This is a genomic window from Pseudomonas lini, assembly GCF_001042905.1.
Classification (GTDB): Bacteria; Pseudomonadota; Gammaproteobacteria; order Pseudomonadales; family Pseudomonadaceae; genus Aquipseudomonas; species Aquipseudomonas lini.
On record NZ_JYLB01000006.1, the window covers coordinates 258287 to 273719 of the forward strand.

At 59.9% G+C, this 15433-nt stretch carries 14 protein-coding genes; 10 read left to right on the forward strand and 4 right to left on the reverse strand.

The window, feature by feature from the left end; all coding sequences use genetic code 11:
• Nucleotides 1-100 precede the first annotated feature (100 nt).
• A complete protein-coding gene (locus tag TU81_RS19385) occupies nucleotides 101-1030 on the forward strand; it encodes an SdiA-regulated domain-containing protein (protein ID WP_038980900.1) in 930 nt (309 codons plus the stop codon).
• A gap of 106 nt (nucleotides 1031-1136) precedes the next feature.
• Complete coding sequence (locus tag TU81_RS19390) at nucleotides 1137-2054, forward strand: SdiA-regulated domain-containing protein (RefSeq protein WP_038980901.1); 918 nt, start codon at nucleotides 1137-1139, stop codon at nucleotides 2052-2054.
• A gap of 123 nt (nucleotides 2055-2177) precedes the next feature.
• Here TU81_RS19390 and rpiA read toward each other — a convergent pair whose 3' ends face one another.
• The gene (gene rpiA / locus TU81_RS19395; RefSeq protein ID WP_007897721.1) at nucleotides 2178-2852 is read right to left on the reverse strand and encodes a ribose-5-phosphate isomerase RpiA; all 675 of its coding nucleotides are present in this window, start codon (nucleotides 2850-2852) and stop codon (nucleotides 2178-2180) included.
• A gap of 308 nt (nucleotides 2853-3160) precedes the next feature.
• On the opposite strand from rpiA, the gene ilvA reads away from it, so the two are divergent.
• Nucleotides 3161-4675, forward strand: a complete 1515-nt coding sequence (gene ilvA, locus TU81_RS19400) for a threonine ammonia-lyase, biosynthetic (RefSeq protein WP_038980902.1) — start codon at nucleotides 3161-3163, stop codon at nucleotides 4673-4675.
• A 39-nt stretch (nucleotides 4676-4714) separates the two neighbouring features.
• Nucleotides 4715-5143: a DUF2269 domain-containing protein gene (locus TU81_RS19405; RefSeq protein ID WP_048396322.1), complete on the forward strand. Its 429-nt coding sequence runs from the start codon at nucleotides 4715-4717 to the stop codon at nucleotides 5141-5143.
• A 104-nt stretch (nucleotides 5144-5247) separates the two neighbouring features.
• On the opposite strand, the gene TU81_RS19410 is transcribed toward TU81_RS19405, so the two are convergent.
• Nucleotides 5248-5904 (reverse strand): histidinol-phosphatase, encoded by a 657-nt coding sequence (locus TU81_RS19410; protein WP_048396323.1) that lies wholly within the window; start codon nucleotides 5902-5904, stop codon nucleotides 5248-5250.
• A gap of 143 nt (nucleotides 5905-6047) precedes the next feature.
• On the opposite strand from TU81_RS19410, the gene TU81_RS19415 reads away from it, so the two are divergent.
• Both TU81_RS19415 and ptsP read left to right on the forward strand, forming a co-directional pair.
• The gene (locus TU81_RS19415) at nucleotides 6048-6527 is read left to right on the forward strand and encodes an RNA pyrophosphohydrolase (protein WP_007897732.1); all 480 of its coding nucleotides are present in this window, start codon (nucleotides 6048-6050) and stop codon (nucleotides 6525-6527) included.
• A 22-nt stretch (nucleotides 6528-6549) separates the two neighbouring features.
• Nucleotides 6550-8829, forward strand: coding sequence for a phosphoenolpyruvate--protein phosphotransferase (gene ptsP / locus TU81_RS19420; RefSeq protein WP_038980905.1), 2280 nt, complete (start codon nucleotides 6550-6552; stop codon nucleotides 8827-8829).
• Between the two features lie 87 nt (nucleotides 8830-8916).
• On the opposite strand, the gene TU81_RS19425 is transcribed toward ptsP, so the two are convergent.
• Nucleotides 8917-9663, reverse strand: coding sequence for an NRDE family protein (locus TU81_RS19425; RefSeq protein ID WP_048396324.1), 747 nt, complete (start codon nucleotides 9661-9663; stop codon nucleotides 8917-8919).
• A gap of 134 nt (nucleotides 9664-9797) precedes the next feature.
• Between TU81_RS19425 and TU81_RS19430 the strand changes: the two genes are divergently transcribed.
• The 3 genes from TU81_RS19430 to TU81_RS19440 all read left to right on the forward strand — a co-directional run bounded on the left by TU81_RS19430 (nucleotide 9798) and on the right by TU81_RS19440 (nucleotide 12507).
• Nucleotides 9798-10580 carry a sulfite exporter TauE/SafE family protein gene (locus TU81_RS19430; RefSeq protein WP_038980907.1) on the forward strand — a complete coding sequence of 261 codons (783 nt, stop codon included), beginning with the start codon at nucleotides 9798-9800 and terminating at the stop codon, nucleotides 10578-10580.
• 83 nt (nucleotides 10581-10663) lie between these two features.
• Entirely contained in the window at nucleotides 10664-11470 is an 807-nt protein-coding gene (gene lgt / locus TU81_RS19435; RefSeq protein WP_038980908.1) for a prolipoprotein diacylglyceryl transferase, read from the forward strand.
• A gap of 65 nt (nucleotides 11471-11535) precedes the next feature.
• Nucleotides 11536-12507: a thymidylate synthase gene (locus TU81_RS19440; protein ID WP_008068024.1), complete on the forward strand. Its 972-nt coding sequence runs from the start codon at nucleotides 11536-11538 to the stop codon at nucleotides 12505-12507.
• Nucleotides 12508-12629: 122 nt separating this feature from the next.
• Here the strand turns inward: TU81_RS19440 and cadR are convergent, their stop codons facing one another.
• Complete coding sequence (gene cadR / locus TU81_RS19445) at nucleotides 12630-13079, reverse strand: Cd(II)/Pb(II)-responsive transcriptional regulator (protein WP_007897786.1); 450 nt, start codon at nucleotides 13077-13079, stop codon at nucleotides 12630-12632.
• Between the two features lie 84 nt (nucleotides 13080-13163).
• Between cadR and TU81_RS19450 the strand changes: the two genes are divergently transcribed.
• Nucleotides 13164-15431, forward strand: coding sequence for a heavy metal translocating P-type ATPase (locus TU81_RS19450; protein ID WP_038980909.1), 2268 nt, complete (start codon nucleotides 13164-13166; stop codon nucleotides 15429-15431).
• The last annotated feature ends 2 nt before the right edge of the window (nucleotides 15432-15433 follow it).

A 15433-nucleotide genomic window follows, 5' to 3' on the forward strand; every position in this document is an offset into this window, starting at 1 on the left:
TTTTTTCACATCTTGTCTGGATAATTCCGAGGCTTCTGGCGTCTGAGCCTGTCCCAATGTGCTATTACCCATAGCCTGAATTTCTGGAACGCATCCCTGCATGGCCACCCAACCGCTGCCCAAGCTGAAAACTGCCCGCCGCTCGCGCTTTGTCATGCGTTGGTATTCCTGGCTTTTGCTGGTGGCGGCTGCCGTCTATGGCCTCGTGTTTGCGATGCATTGGGATGATCGCGGCTTGCTCTGGGTGATGGAGCGCTTCGAAAGCCCGGCTGAGAAAAAAGAGAGTATCTGGTTGCCGGATTACCGGGCGGTGATCGACGCCAAGCAGCTGCCGGGCATGGAGAAGGATGAAGCGTCAGACGTGTCTTATGACCCGCAGACCAAAACCCTGTTTGCGGTGATGGGCAAGAACCCGTTCCTGGTCGAGCTGACGTTGCAGGGCGATGTATTGCGCAAAATGCCGCTGGTGGGTTGGAGCAACCCGGAAGGGGTGGCGGTCATGGGCAATGGTTTGTTGGCGATCACCGATGAGCGCTCGCACCTGCTCTCCATCGTCAAGGTCGATGCCGATACTCGCGAACTGAATATCGCCAGTTTCCCGAAATATGACCTGGGTCCGTCGAAAAACCAGAATAAAGCCTTCGAAGCGATCGTTTGGGATGCACGCAACCAGCAACTGTTGCTGGGTGAAGAGCGTCCACCGGTGTTGTTCAGCTGGAAAAGCGACGGCAGCCCAATCCTCCAGGGAGACAAGCAAAAGCTGTCCAGCGATGAACTGGATATTCGCAATCTGTCAGCCCTGGCCATCGATTCGCGCACTGGCCATACCCTGGTGCTGTCCGCCGACTCTCACTTGTTGCTGGAATTGGACGAGAAAGGCGAGCAGGTCAGCTTCATGACTTTGCTGGGTGGTTTCAATGGTCTGAAAAAAACCATTCCCCGTGCCGAAGGCGTGACCATGGACGAAGCGGGCACGCTGTACATGGTGAGTGAGCCGAACCTGTTCTATCGCTTCGAAAAACAACGGTAGGGGCTGCCGAATTTCGGTAATTGTGGTCGAAGGCCAGTGGCCATTAAGCTTGAATTCATACTGCCGTGGTATTTCATCCACCCGTCTTGTTTCCGAGCTCGCCTGAATGCGCCGACTTGCCCGTCCCAAACCCCTGATGCTGATCTTGTCGGTCATTGCGCTGATCGTGCTGATTGCCGTCGGCCAGTACCTGCGTCTGTTCGAGCGCACCTGGTTCAATGTGCAGACGCTATGGCAACCGATGAATGCTCAGTCGATTGGCCTGGATCAGTATCAGGTAGTGATCGAGGCGCGAGTCATTGACGGTCTGGACGACGATGTTTCAGCCCTCACCTTCGATCCCGTGCGCAAAAGCCTGTTCACCGTCACCAACAAAAATGCCGAACTGATTGAGATGTCCCTGGAGGGCAAAATCCTGCGGCGTGTGGCGTTGGTCGGGTTTGGCGACCCGGAGGCGGTGGAATTCATCAGCGCTGACACTTACGTGATCACCGACGAGCGCCAGCAGCGGCTAATCAAGATTCATCTGGAGAAGGACACGACGTTCCTCGATGCCGCGGACGCCGAGCAGATAACCCTCGGCGTGCATATGAGTGGCAACAAGGGTTTCGAAGGGTTGGCCTATGACTCGGTGGGCAAGCGCTTGTTTGTCGCCAAAGAGCGCGATCCGATGCTGATTTACGAAGTGCAGGGTTTTCCGCACTACAACCCGGAGAAGTCCTACGCGGTGCATGTGGTAAACAACCCCAAACGTGATGCCGGGATGTTCGTACGGGATCTGTCGAGCCTGCAATACGACGAGCGCAGCGGCCATTTGCTGGCGCTGTCGGATGAGTCGCGACTGATTCTGGAACTGGATGTCGATGGGCGACCGCTGACCACCCTGTCACTGAGCAAGGGGCGTCAGGGGTTGCAGAAGACTGTGCCGCAAGCGGAGGGCATTGCCATGGACGACGACGGCACCTTGTACCTCGTCAGCGAGCCGAATCTTTTCTACGTATTCAAAAAACCACCGCAAAACTGATAAACACCCCAAAACAAATGTGGGAGCGGGCTTGCTCGCGAAAGCGGTGTGTCAGCAACATTGATGTCGACTGACACTCCCTCTTCGCGAGCAAGCCCGCTCCCACACTGTTGGGTGTTTGCCTTATTGGGCGCGCAGGGTTTTCACGCCTTCACTCGTCCCCAGCAGCAGCAAATCAGCCGGGCGGGCTGCGAACAAGCCGTTGGTGACCACGCCGACGATCGCATTGATCTGTGTTTCCAGCTCCACCGGGTTGGTGATCTGCATGTTGAACACATCGAGGATGATGTTGCCGTTGTCGGTCAGCACGCCTTCACGGTAAACCGGGTCGCCGCCGAGCTTCACCAGTTGGCGGGCCACGTGGCTGCGGGCCATCGGGATCACTTCCACCGGCAGCGGGAACGCACCGAGGACTGGCACCAGTTTGCTGGCGTCGGCGATGCAGATGAAGGTCTTGGCCACGGCCGCGACAATCTTCTCGCGGGTCAGGGCCGCGCCGCCGCCCTTGATCAGGTTCAGGTGCTCGTCGCTTTCATCGGCGCCGTCGACGTAGAACTCCAGGTCGCTGACGGTATTGAGCTCATACACCGGAATGCCGTGGCCCTTGAGGCGTGCGGCGGTGGCTTCGGAACTGGCGACCGCGCCATCGAACGCGCCTTTGTGCTTGGCCAGGGCATCGATGAAGCAGTTGGCGGTGGAGCCGGTGCCGACCCCGACGATGCTCTTGTCGTCGAGTTTTGGAAGGATGAAGTCGACGGCGGCCTGGGCTACGGCCTGTTTGAGTTGATCCTGGGTCATGCGGGCTCCGAAGTGCCGAAAGGGGAACGAAAGGCCGGCATTATAGGCCTCGCGATGGGGGAAGGTCATTGCCCGTGTTTACGGCGCAACGTCACATTCACCACCTGTAGGAGCGAAGCTTGCTCGCGAAAGCGGTCTATCAGCCAACACTTGTATCGGATGTGATGACGTCTTCGCGGGCAAGCCTCGCTCCTACAGATGTCATGATCCCCTTGGTGAGGCTAAAACCTCTTGATTCGTGTGGTCGCCCGCCCAAAAGCCGGGTTAGACTCCTTGGCCCTGCCCAACCCGCTCAGTGATGCTTTCCGATGCTCGAACAGTACGTCAAAAAGATCCTCACCTCGCGCGTTTATGACGTTGCCGTAGAAACCCCATTGCAGACTGCCCGCCAGCTCTCCGAGCGGCTGGGCAACGATATCTGGCTCAAGCGTGAAGACTTGCAGCCGGTGTTCTCGTTCAAGATTCGCGGCGCCTATAACAAGCTGACGCAACTGAGCGATGAAGAGCGTGCTCGCGGCGTGGTCACCGCGTCGGCGGGCAACCATGCGCAAGGCCTGGCCCTGGCGGCCAAGGTACTGGGCGTGAAAGCGACCATCGTGATGCCCAAGACCACCCCGGAGATCAAGGTCGAAGGCGTGCGTTCGCGCGGCGGCAAAGTGGTGTTGCACGGGGATTCGTTCCCGGAAGCCCTGGCCTACTCGCTGAAACTGGTCGATGAGAAAGGCTACGTCTACATTCACCCTTACGATGATCCCCACACCATTGCCGGGCAGGGCACGGTGGCCATGGAGATTCTGCGCCAGCACCCGGGGCGTCTGGATGCGATCTTCGTTCCGGTGGGCGGCGGCGGGCTGATCGCCGGGATCGCGGCGTACGTGAAATACCTGCGCCCGGACATCAAAATCATCGGCGTCGAACCCGATGACTCCAACTGCCTGCAAGCCGCCATGGCGGCCGGCGAGCGCGTGGTTTTGCCAACTGTGGGTCTCTTCGCCGATGGCGTCGCGGTGGCGCAGATCGGCCAGCACACTTTCGATATCTGCAAAGATTACGTAGACGAAGTTATCACCGTCAGCACCGACGAGATCTGCGCAGCAATCAAGGATATCTACGACGATACCCGCTCGATCACTGAACCTGCCGGCGCCTTGGGCGTGGCCGGGATCAAGAAGTATGTCGAGCAACGCGGTGTCACGGGGCATACCTTCGTGGCCATCGACTCCGGTGCCAACGTCAACTTCGACCGCTTGCGCCATGTGGCTGAGCGCGCTGAACTGGGCGAGGGCCGCGAAGCCATCATTGCCGTGACCATCCCCGAGAAACCGGGCAGCTTCAAGGCGTTCTGCGAAGCCATCGGCAAGCGCCAGATCACCGAATTCAACTACCGCTACAACACCGGCAGCGAAGCGCACATTTTTGTCGGCGTGCAGACGCATCCAGACAACGACCCTCGCAGTGCGCTGCTCGCCAGTCTCACCGAGCAGGGTTTCCCGGTGCTTGACCTGACCGACAACGAACTGGCCAAGTTGCACATTCGTCATATGGTTGGCGGGCGTGCCGCCCAGGTTGTCGATGAAGTGGTGCTGCGTTTCGAGTTCCCGGAGCGTCCGGGTGCTTTGTTCAACTTCCTTAACAAACTCGGCGGGCGCTGGAACATTTCGATGTTCCACTACCGCAACCACGGCGCGGCCGATGGTCGTGTGGTCGCAGGCCTGCAAGTGCCGCACGACGAGCGTCATCTGGTACCGGCCGCGCTGGAAGAAATCGGTTACCCGTACTGGGACGAAAGCGACAACCCGGCCTATCAGCTGTTTCTCGGCTGAGCGGCTACGCTGACGAGCAAGTCATAAGGAAATCGAACAATGGAAACGTTAACCGCCCTCAAAATCGCTCATGGCGTAGCGACGGTGTTGCTGTTGATCAGCGCGCTGGGACTGGCGATCTGGGTCTGGCGCACACGCCGTAACGGCGACGCGACGGCTCACACTCGTACCTTGCAACGACCGCAGGTGTTCATCTGGCTGTTGATGGGCCTGGCGCTGCTGAGCATGCCGTTCACTGGTTGGTGGATGGTGCATCTGGTGGGCTGGCCGTTGGGGCAGACCTGGCTGTTGGCTTCCAGTGTGCTCTATACCGTGGCGGCGTTGGGCTGGTTCTGGCTGGTGGTGCGGCTCAATCGGCTGCGTAAGGCGCCCGCGGGGGGAAATGGGAAGTTTACGTTTGCGTTGGCGTTGTTCAGCTTTGTCTGCTTTATCGCCATTGCGGGGTTGATGGGGGCCAAGCCGGTTTAAGGCTTGAAACCAGAGATGCCCCGAAAAGATCGCAGCCTTCGGCAGCTCCTACAGAGTTTGGCGTACACCTGTAGGAGCTGCCGAAGGCTGCGATCTTTTGATGTTCAATCGCGCAACGAAATTACCGGCCAACCACGCTTTTCAGCCTCGGCCCGCAGATTTACATCCGGATCAACAGCAATCGGATTCGCCACCTGCTCCAGCAACGGCAAGTCATTCATCGAATCGCTGTAGAAATAGCTGTCTTCCAGAGTGTGGCCAGTCTCTTCCAGCCAACGAATCAACCGGGTCACCTTGCCTTCACGGAAGCACGGAACATCGGTGCTGCGCCCGCTGTAACGACCGTCGATCATTTCGCATTCGGTGGCGATCAGGGTTTCGACGCCTAAACGTGCTGCAATCGGCCCGGTCACAAAGCGGTTGGTGGCGGTGATGATCACCAGCTTGTCGCCGGCCTCACGGTGTCTGGCCAGCAGTTCGATGCCCTTGGGCAGCACGATCGGTTCGATGCAGTCGCGCATGTAGTCCAGATGCCATTGCTCCAGTGTGGCCATCTCGGTGCGGCCGAGAACTTCCAGGCAGAAGTTCAGGTACGCGTCGTTATCCAGCTTGCCGGCCAGGTAATCCTGATAGAACTCGTCGTTGCGTGCCTTGTAGGCAACGGCGTCGAGGAAACCGCGTTCGCACAGATAATCGCCCCAGGCGTGGTCACTGTCACCGCCCAGAAGCGTGTTGTCCAAGTCGAATAAAGCCAGCCGCATTGCAGTTACTCGCTGAAAAGTCTGTAGAAAGGTGTCCAGAATACGGACTTTTCACAAGAGTGCACATAAGGTAGGTCGGCTCGTTGCTGCTTTCACAACCTTTGTGGAACAATGCCCCGACATGCGTTTGCGAGGTTGTTGCCGTGATCGACCCCGATGGTTTCCGCCCCAATGTCGGGATCATTCTGACGAATGATGCCGGCCAGGTGCTATGGGCTCGCCGTATCAATCAAGATGCCTGGCAGTTTCCACAGGGAGGGATCAACCCCCAGGAGACGCCGGAAGACGCCTTGTACCGCGAGTTGAACGAAGAAGTGGGCCTGGAGCGCGAAGATGTTGAAATACTCGCCTGCACCCGGGGCTGGTTGCGCTATCGTTTGCCGCAACGTCTGGTCAGGACGCACAGCCAACCGCTGTGCATCGGCCAGAAGCAGAAATGGTTTCTCCTGCGCCTGATCTCCAACGAGCAGCGGGTGCGGATGGATTTGACCGGTAAACCGGAATTCGATGGCTGGCGCTGGGTCAGTTATTGGTATCCGTTGGGCCAGGTGGTGACATTCAAGCGCGAGGTTTATCGCCGCGCTCTCAAAGAGCTTGCCCCGCGCCTTTTAGCGCGCGACTGACGACGGAGTTCGACCCCGAGCCATGCTCAATACGCTGCGCAAGATCGTCCAGGAAGTTAACTCCGCCAAGGATCTCAAGGCGGCGTTGGGGATTATTGTGTTGCGCGTCAAAGAGGCCATGGGCAGCCAGGTCTGCTCGGTCTACCTGCTTGACCCAGAGACCAACCGCTTCGTGCTGATGGCCACCGAGGGCTTGAACAAGCGCTCGATCGGCAAAGTCAGCATGGCACCCAACGAAGGTCTGGTCGGCCTGGTCGGCACGCGTGAAGAACCCCTGAACCTCGAAAACGCCGCGGATCACCCGCGCTACCGTTACTTCGCCGAGACCGGTGAAGAGCGCTACGCCTCATTCCTCGGGGCGCCGATCATTCACCACCGTCGCGTTGTCGGCGTGTTGGTCATTCAGCAAAAAGAACGCCGCCAGTTCGATGAAGGTGAAGAAGCCTTCCTCGTGACCATGAGCGCGCAACTCGCCGGCGTTATCGCCCACGCCGAGGCCACCGGTTCGATCCGTGGCCTGGGCCGTCAGGGCAAAGGTATCCAGGAAGCAAAGTTCGTCGGTGTACCGGGTTCGCCGGGCGCGGCGGTCGGAACCGCGGTCGTCATGCTGCCGCCGGCCGATCTGGACGTGGTGCCGGACAAGACCATCACCGACATCAACGCGGAACTTGGCCTGTTCAAGACCGCCATCGAGGGCGTGCGCGCCGACATGCGTGCCTTGTCCGCCAAGCTGGCCACCCAGCTGCGGCCTGAAGAACGGGCGCTGTTCGACGTTTACCTGATGATGCTCGACGATGCCTCGCTCGGCAGCGAAATCACCACGGTGATCAAGACCGGTCAGTGGGCTCAGGGCGCGTTGCGTCAAGTGGTCACCGAACACGTCAACCGTTTCGAATTGATGGACGACGCCTACCTGCGTGAGCGCGCCTCGGACGTCAAAGACCTCGGTCGACGCTTGCTGGCTTATCTGCAGGAAGAGCGGCAGCAGACCCTGGTCTACCCCGACAACACCATTCTGGTCAGCGAAGAACTGACGCCGGCGATGCTCGGCGAGGTGCCGGAAGGCAAGCTGGTCGGTCTGGTGTCGGTACTCGGTTCCGGCAACTCCCACGTGGCGATCCTGGCACGTGCCATGGGTATTCCGACGGTGATGGGCCTGGTCGATTTGCCGTACTCCAAGGTCGACGGCATCCAGATGATCGTCGACGGCTACCACGGCGAGGTCTATACCAACCCAAGTGACGTGCTGCGCAAGCAGTTCGCCGAGGTGGTCGAGGAAGAGAAACAGCTGGCCCTCGGTCTGGATGCATTGCGGGACCTGCCGTGCATAACGGTCGACGGCCACCGCATGCCGCTGTGGGTCAACACTGGCCTGCTGGCGGACGTGGCACGGGCGCAGAAGCGCGGTGCCGAGGGCGTGGGTCTGTACCGCACTGAAGTGCCGTTCATGATCAACCAGCGCTTCCCAAGCGAAAAAGAGCAGCTGGCGATCTATCGCGAGCAGCTCGCCGCGTTCCATCCGCAACCGGTGACCATGCGCAGCCTGGACATCGGCGGCGACAAGGCGCTGTCGTACTTCCCGATCAAGGAAGACAACCCGTTCCTTGGCTGGCGCGGCATTCGCGTGACGCTCGACCACCCGGAAATCTTCCTGGTGCAGACCCGCGCCATGCTCAAGGCCAGCGAAGGCCTGAACAACCTGCGCATTTTGCTGCCGATGATTTCCGGCACCCATGAACTGGAAGAAGCCCTGCACCTGATCCACCGTGCCTGGGGCGAAGTCCGCGACGAAGGCTGCGACGTGCCTATGCCGCCGATTGGCGTGATGATCGAGATTCCGGCGGCGGTGTATCAGACCAAGGAACTGGCCCGGCAAGTGGACTTCCTGTCGGTCGGTTCCAACGACCTGACCCAGTATCTGCTGGCCGTGGACCGCAACAACCCGCGGGTGGCCGATCTCTACGACTACCTGCACCCAGCGGTGCTGCAAGCCCTTCAGAGCGTGGTGCGTGACGCTCATGCCGAAGGCAAGCCTGTGAGTATCTGCGGCGAAATGGCCGGTGACCCGGCGGCGGCGGTGTTGTTGATGGCGATGGGTTTCGACAGCCTGTCGATGAACGCCACCAACTTGCCGAAAGTGAAGTGGATGCTGCGTCAGATTAACCTGAGCAAGGCCAAGGAATTGCTGGCGGAACTGATGACCATCGACAACCCGCAAGTTATCCACAGCTCGCTGCAGTTGGCGCTGAAGAACCTTGGGTTGGCGCGGATGATTAATCCGGCTTCGGTCAAGACCCTCTGACTGAGTGGACTCGAAAAGATCGCAGCCTTCGGCAGCTCCTACAGGTGTACGCAAAACCCTGTAGGAGCTGCCGAAGGCTGCGATCTTTTAGATTTTGATCTCCACTTCTCCAAGATGCCCCCCATACGGCCCGAAACTCCTTTCGACCATATGCCGCCCCCCATCCGCCTGAACGATCAACGCCGTGCTCGCCCGTGTCCCGTAAGTCGGGCTCTTGATAAACACGCTCGACAACAACGTCTCGGTAGCCTGCCCCACGCCAGTGTCCGGCAATTCGGCAAGCGGCGCCGTCTGCGGGTCGCTGAGCAAGGCCAATAGTGCCTGCGGCTGCGGATCGCCCAACACTTCGCTCAATGCTGCCTTGGCCTTGAGCACTTTCGGCCACGGCGTATCCAGCCCCGCGTTCGATAGGCCATAAACCCCAGGTTTGAGCATGACTGCCTCTGTCTCACGGGCATTGAAGTGCCATAGCTCATTGGCATTGCCGATCAGCAGGTTAAACCCGGCATATTCCAGCGTACGTGCAACAACGTCGCTTAAGTAGTCGTCAATCGACATGTCCCCGCTGAGAAACTGCGCCACCAGTTCGCCTCGCGACTTGCGCGCTGGTGGTTGAAGGGGATCACGGATGTTGGTCAGCGCGGCGAAGCGCCCGTTGGCGCCGACACCGAGCCACGTACCGCCAGCCTCAAGGTGACGACCGGCATACACGTGCGGAGCTTGCGGCCATTGCGCCAGGGGCAGGCTGGGCCGGGCGTAGAATTCGTCGCGGTTCGCCGCCACGATCAGCGGCTGGGCATGACCCGGCCGCCAAGCACAAACAATCAGGCACATAAGGTGGTCCTTGTGTGTTTTTTGCTCACTCTACGCAGACATCGCTCATCGATCCATCGCCATCCACAGTGGAGCCCGAGGCCATGCATCCGTTACCATGCCGCTCCTGATTCGGGATGCTTGGGGATGCGGACATGGAATTTCTGCTCTATCTGGCGCTGGGCGCCTGTGCGGGCGTGCTGGCCGGGCTGTTTGGAGTAGGCGGCGGGATCATCATTGTCCCGGTGCTGGTGTTTAGTTTCACCTTGCAGGGATTTGATGCGTCGATCCTGACGCATCTGGCAGTCGGCACCTCGCTGGCGACGATCATCTTTACGTCGGTCAATGCGATTCGCGAGCACCATCGCCGCGGGGCCGTGCGTTGGCCGATTTTTGCCTGGATGACGCTGGGCATTCTGATCGGTGCCGGTTTCGGTGCGCTGACTGCCGAAGCGATTTCCGGGCCGAATTTGCAGAAGATCATCGGTGTATTTGCGCTGATCATCGCCGTTCAACTCGCTTTGGACTTCAAGCCCAAGGCCAGCCGAACGGTCCCCGGTAAAGTCGGTCTGACCGTGGCTGGCAGCATTATTGGCTGGGCCTCGGCGATTTTCGGGATCGGCGGCGGCTCGTTGACCGTGCCGTTCCTGACCTGGCGCAGCGTGCCGATGCAGCAGGCGGTGGCCACTTCGTCGGCCTGTGGCCTGCCTATCGCCTTGGCCAGTGCATTAAGTTTCATGATTCTGGGGTGGCACGATCCACTGCTGCCGGCCCATAGTCTCGGTTTTGTTTATTTGCCGGCGCTGCTGGGGATCGCCCTGACCAGCATGGTTTTCGCCCGCCTCGGTGCGCGGCTGGCCCACACGCTGTCGCCGCGCTTGCTGAAAAGACTGTTTGCCGCTTTGCTGTTTTGCGTCGGCTTGAGCTTCTTGCTCTGACGCGCAGCGCAATCCTGGCTTAATCCTGGCGTGACAGCGTCATCCGGGAATTTTGAAGGTTTCAACTCTAACGAGGAGTCGCAATGCTGCCTTACCCGCAGATCGACCCGGTGGCCCTGGCCATCGGCCCGCTGAAAATCCACTGGTACGGCCTGATGTACCTGATCGGCATCGGCGGCGCGTGGCTGCTGGCGTCCCGTCGGCTGAACCGCTTCGACCCGACCTGGAGCAAAGAGAAACTCTCCGACATGGTGTTTTGGATGTCGATGGGCGTCATTGTCGGCGGCCGTTTAGGTTATGTGCTGTTCTACGACCTGAGCGCCTACATCGCCAACCCGCTGCTGATTTTCGAAGTGTGGAAGGGCGGCATGTCGTTCCACGGCGGGTTCATCGGTGTGATGTTGGCCGCGTTGTGGTTCGGTAAAAAGAACGGCAAGTCGTTCTTCCAGCTGATGGACTTCGTCGCACCGATGGTGCCGATCGGTCTGGGCGCCGGACGTATCGGCAACTTCATCAATGCTGAGTTGTGGGGCAAGGCCACCGATGTGCCGTGGGCGATGGTCTTCCCGACCGATCCGGCGCAACTGGCGCGTCACCCGTCGCAGCTGTATCAGTTCGCCCTCGAAGGCGTGGCGCTGTTCGCCATTCTCTGGTTGTTCTCGCGCAAGCCGCGGCCGACCATGGCGGTGTCCGGGATGTTCGCGCTGTTCTATGGCATCTTCCGTTTCATCGTCGAATTCGTTCGCGTGCCGGACGCGCAACTGGGTTATCTGGCCTGGAACTGGCTGACCATGGGCCAGGTGCTGTGCGTACCGATGATCGTCGGCGGGCTGTTCCTGATCTGGCTGGCTTATCGACGCGCCCCGGCGGCCCCCGCTGCTGCTGTATAAGAAGCAGGCGCTATAAATTCGAACCCCGCGGGCTTTGGCCCCGGGTTCAAGGACACAGGTAATTCATGAAGCAATATCTCGAACTGGTCGCCCACGTCATCAAGAACGGGACCAAACAGGCCAACCGCACCGGCGTGAACACCATCAGCTTTCCGGGCGCGATGCTGCGCTTCGATCTGCAGGAGGGTTTCCCGGCGATCACCACCCGCAAGATGGCCTTCAAATCCGCCATCGGCGAGATGTGCGGTTTTCTGCGTGGGGTGAACAACGCCGCCGAATTCCGTGCGCTGGGCTGCAAGGTCTGGGACCAGAACGCCAACGAAAATGCGCAGTGGCTGGCCAACCCGTTCCGTCAGGGTGAAGACGACCTCGGTGAGATCTACGGCGTGCAATGGCGCAAATGGCCGGCGTACAAGCAGATTCCGGTCAGCAACCAGGCCGCCATCGAGCAGACGTTGAGCCAGGGTTATCGTCAGATTGCCGAAGGCGAAGAAGACGGTCAGGCCTACGTGGTGCTGTACAAGGCGATCGACCAGATCCGCCAGTGCGTCGACACCATTATCAAGGACCCGGGCAGCCGCCGCATCCTGTTCCACGGCTGGAACGTCGCGCAACTTGATGAAATGGCTTTGCCACCGTGCCACTTGCTGTACCAGTTCCACCCGAACGTCGAGACCAAAGAGATTTCTTTGACCCTCTACATCCGTTCGAACGATCTGGGCCTGGGCACGCCGTTCAACCTCACCGAAGGCGCCGCGCTGCTGAGCCTGATCGGTCGCTTGACCGGTTACACCCCGCGCTGGTTCACCTATTTCATCGGCGACGCCCACGTCTACGAAAACCACCTGGACATGCTCAACGAACAGCTCAAGCGCGAGCCGTTCCCGATGCCGAAACTGGTGATTTCCGACCGCGTGCCGGAGTTTGCCAAGACCGGTGTTTATCAGCCGGAATGGCTGGAGTTGATCGAACCGAGTGATTTCTCGTTGGAAGGCTATGAACACCACGCGCCGATGACCGCGCCAATGGCGGTCTGACGATCAACTACTGAACCTGTGGGAGCGGGCTTGCCCGCGATGACGGCGCCACATCCAACATTGATGTGACTGACAAACCGCTATCGCGGGCAAGCCCGCTCCCACAGGTTTTTGTGGTGTTCTTAGTGGCCGTGACTTCTGCCGACATGGGAATGCTCAACCTCCGTCGCCACAACCCCGCCGCTCACTTCCAACCGCTGCAAAATCCCGCACTGATCGATATCCGGCCCTTCGCTGCAGCGTTGGCGCAGGTCGAGCAGTTGTGTCTGCAAGGCCAGCAAACCGTCGATTCGTGCCTTCACATGGTGGATGTGTTCGTCGATCAACGCGTTGACGTTTTCGCATTGATCTTGCGGGCTGTCGCGCAGGGCCAGCAGGCTGCGGATTTCCTCGAGGGTCATGTCCAGGGTGCGGCAGTTGCGGATGAAAGTCAGGCGCTCGGCGTGGGCCTGGGTGTAGACGCGGTAATTGCCGTCGCTGCGGGCCGGCTCCGGCAGCAGGTTTTCGCGCTCGTAGTAGCGGATGGTTTCCACGGCGCAGTCGGTGAGTTTCGCCAGTTCTCCGATTTTCATCGCGACAATCTCCAAAAGGATGCTTGACCCTATAGTGGCTACAGGGTCTTTACTTGGCAACAGGCACCTTCATGGACGCGACCAATGAGCGATTCTCTTCACACCCACAAACCCAAGGCCGGGCACGATCACAGTCACAAGCTGCAGCCTGTGCAGCAGCACAACCATGGTGGCCACGGGGATTCCTGCTGTTCCTCCAAAGCGGCGGCACCTTCGCGGATTGTGTTGAGCGAGACGCCGACCGCCAGTGCGCGGCTGAGCAGTTTCCGCATCGAGGCGATGGACTGCCCGACCGAGCAGACGCTGATCCAGAACAAACTCGGCAAGCTTTCGGGTGTGCAGCAACTGGAATTCAACCTGATCAACCGGGTGTTGGGCGTGACCCATGACCTGCCAAGTACCGCGCCGATCATCGACGCGATCAAGTCCCTCGGCATGCACGCCGAGCCGATGGAGCAGGGCGCTGAAGCGCCGGCGTCGAGCCCTAAACCTGCGAAAAAGCCCTGGTGGCCGCTTGCCCTGTCCGGCGTCGGGGCGCTGGCCGCCGAGCTTATCCACTTCACCAATGCGGCGCCAAACTGGGTGGTGGCAGTTATCGCGCTGATCTCGATCCTCAGCGGTGGCCTCAGCACTTACAAAAAGGGCTGGATCGCCCTGAAAAACCTCAACCTGAACATCAACGCGCTGATGAGCATCGCAGTGACCGGTGCGATCCTGATCGGCCAATGGCCGGAAGCGGCGATGGTGATGTTCCTGTTCACCGTGGCCGAGTTGATCGAAGCCAGGTCTCTGGACCGGGCGCGCAACGCCATCGGCGGGCTGATGCAGATGGCCCCCGAGCAGGCCACGGTGCAGCAGGCCGACGGCAGTTGGGTCGCCCAACCGGTTAAAGACATCGAACTGGGTGCGCGGGTGCGGGTGCGTCCCGGCGAACGGATCGGTCTGGACGGTGAAGTGCTGTCCGGCAACTCGACCATCGATCAGGCGCCGATCACCGGTGAAAGCCTCCCGGTGGAGAAAACCATCGGCGACAAGGTGTTCGCCGGCACCATCAACCAGTCCGGTTCGCTGGAATATACCGTGACTGCCGCAGCGAACAATTCGACCCTGGCGCGGATTATCCACGCCGTGGAACAGGCTCAGGGTGCACGCGCTCCGACCCAGCGTTTCGTCGACGCCTTCTCGAAAATCTACACCCCGGCGGTGTTCATCCTGGCCCTGGCCGTGGCGGTGATCCCGCCGCTGTTCATGGACGCGCTGTGGTTCGACTGGATCTACCGGGCGTTGGTGTTGCTGGTGGTCGCCTGCCCATGTGCATTGGTGATTTCCACTCCGGTGACCATCGTCAGTGGCCTCGCGGCAGCGGCGCGCAAAGGGATTCTGATCAAGGGCGGCGTTTATCTTGAGCACGGCCACAAACTCGATTACCTGGCCCTCGACAAGACCGGCACCCTCACTCACGGCAAACCGGTGCAGACCGACTATTTGTCCCTCGACCCAATCGCAGATGAAATAGCCCCGGCCATTGCGGCGGCACTGGCCGGTCGTTCGGATCACCCGGTGTCACTGGCCATCGCCAATGCGGCTGTTGATAAACAACTCAAGCCGCTGATTGTGGATAACTTCGAAGCCCTGGCCGGTCGTGGCGTGCGCGGCGAGATCAACGGTGAGCTCTACCACTTGGGCAACCATCGCCTGGTGGAAGATTTGGGCCTGTGTTCGCCAGCGCTGGAAGAGAAACTGTTTGCTCTGGAGAAACAGGGCAAATCCGTGGTGCTGTTGCTCGACAAGTCGGGTCCCTTGGCGCTGTTTGCCGTCGCGGACACAGTGAAAGCGTCCAGTCGCGAAGCGATCCAGCAGCTGCATGAGTTGGGCATCAAAACCCTGATGCTGACCGGCGACAACGTTCACACCGCCCAGGCCATCGCCGCCCATGTGGGCATCGATCAGGCGCAGGGCGATCTGTTGCCGACCGATAAGCTGCAAGCTATCGAAACGCTGTATGCCCAAGGCCATCGGGTCGGGATGGTCGGCGACGGCATTAACGACGCTCCGGCACTGGCGCGGGCCGAGATCGGTTTCGCCATGGCAGCCGCCGGCACCGACACCGCCATTGAAACCGCTGATGTCGCTCTGATGGACGACGATCTGCGCAAAATCCCTGCTTTCATTCGCCTGTCGCGGCAGACCTCGAATATCCTCAAACAGAACATTGCTCTCGCATTGGTCATCAAAGCGATCTTTCTTGGGGTAACCTTCGCCGGGATCGCCACCATGTGGATGGCGGTGTTCGCCGACATGGGCGTGAGCCTGTTGGTGGTGTTCAACGGTTTGCGCCTGTTGCGCAAATAGAC

What these genes read in the sequence shown, in the direction of transcription:
- TU81_RS19410 (WP_048396323.1), bottom strand. Translation starts at nt 5,904, where the DNA reads ATGCGGCTGGCTTTATTCGACTTGGACAACACGCTTCTGGGCGGTGAC.
- cadR (WP_007897786.1), bottom strand. Translation starts at nt 13,079, where the DNA reads ATGAAAATCGGAGAACTGGCGAAACTCACCGACTGCGCCGTGGAAACC.
- ptsP (WP_038980905.1), top strand. Translation starts at nt 6,550, where the DNA reads ATGCTCAATACGCTGCGCAAGATCGTCCAGGAAGTTAACTCCGCCAAG.
- TU81_RS19430 (WP_038980907.1), top strand. Translation starts at nt 9,798, where the DNA reads ATGGAATTTCTGCTCTATCTGGCGCTGGGCGCCTGTGCGGGCGTGCTG.
- TU81_RS19385 (WP_038980900.1), top strand. Translation starts at nt 101, where the DNA reads ATGGCCACCCAACCGCTGCCCAAGCTGAAAACTGCCCGCCGCTCGCGC.
- TU81_RS19390 (WP_038980901.1), top strand. Translation starts at nt 1,137, where the DNA reads ATGCGCCGACTTGCCCGTCCCAAACCCCTGATGCTGATCTTGTCGGTC.
- ilvA (WP_038980902.1), top strand. Translation starts at nt 3,161, where the DNA reads ATGCTCGAACAGTACGTCAAAAAGATCCTCACCTCGCGCGTTTATGAC.
- lgt (WP_038980908.1), top strand. Translation starts at nt 10,664, where the DNA reads ATGCTGCCTTACCCGCAGATCGACCCGGTGGCCCTGGCCATCGGCCCG.
- TU81_RS19440 (WP_008068024.1), top strand. Translation starts at nt 11,536, where the DNA reads ATGAAGCAATATCTCGAACTGGTCGCCCACGTCATCAAGAACGGGACC.
- TU81_RS19425 (WP_048396324.1), bottom strand. Translation starts at nt 9,663, where the DNA reads ATGTGCCTGATTGTTTGTGCTTGGCGGCCGGGTCATGCCCAGCCGCTG.
- TU81_RS19405 (WP_048396322.1), top strand. Translation starts at nt 4,715, where the DNA reads ATGGAAACGTTAACCGCCCTCAAAATCGCTCATGGCGTAGCGACGGTG.
- rpiA (WP_007897721.1), bottom strand. Translation starts at nt 2,852, where the DNA reads ATGACCCAGGATCAACTCAAACAGGCCGTAGCCCAGGCCGCCGTCGAC.
- TU81_RS19450 (WP_038980909.1), top strand. Translation starts at nt 13,164, where the DNA reads ATGAGCGATTCTCTTCACACCCACAAACCCAAGGCCGGGCACGATCAC.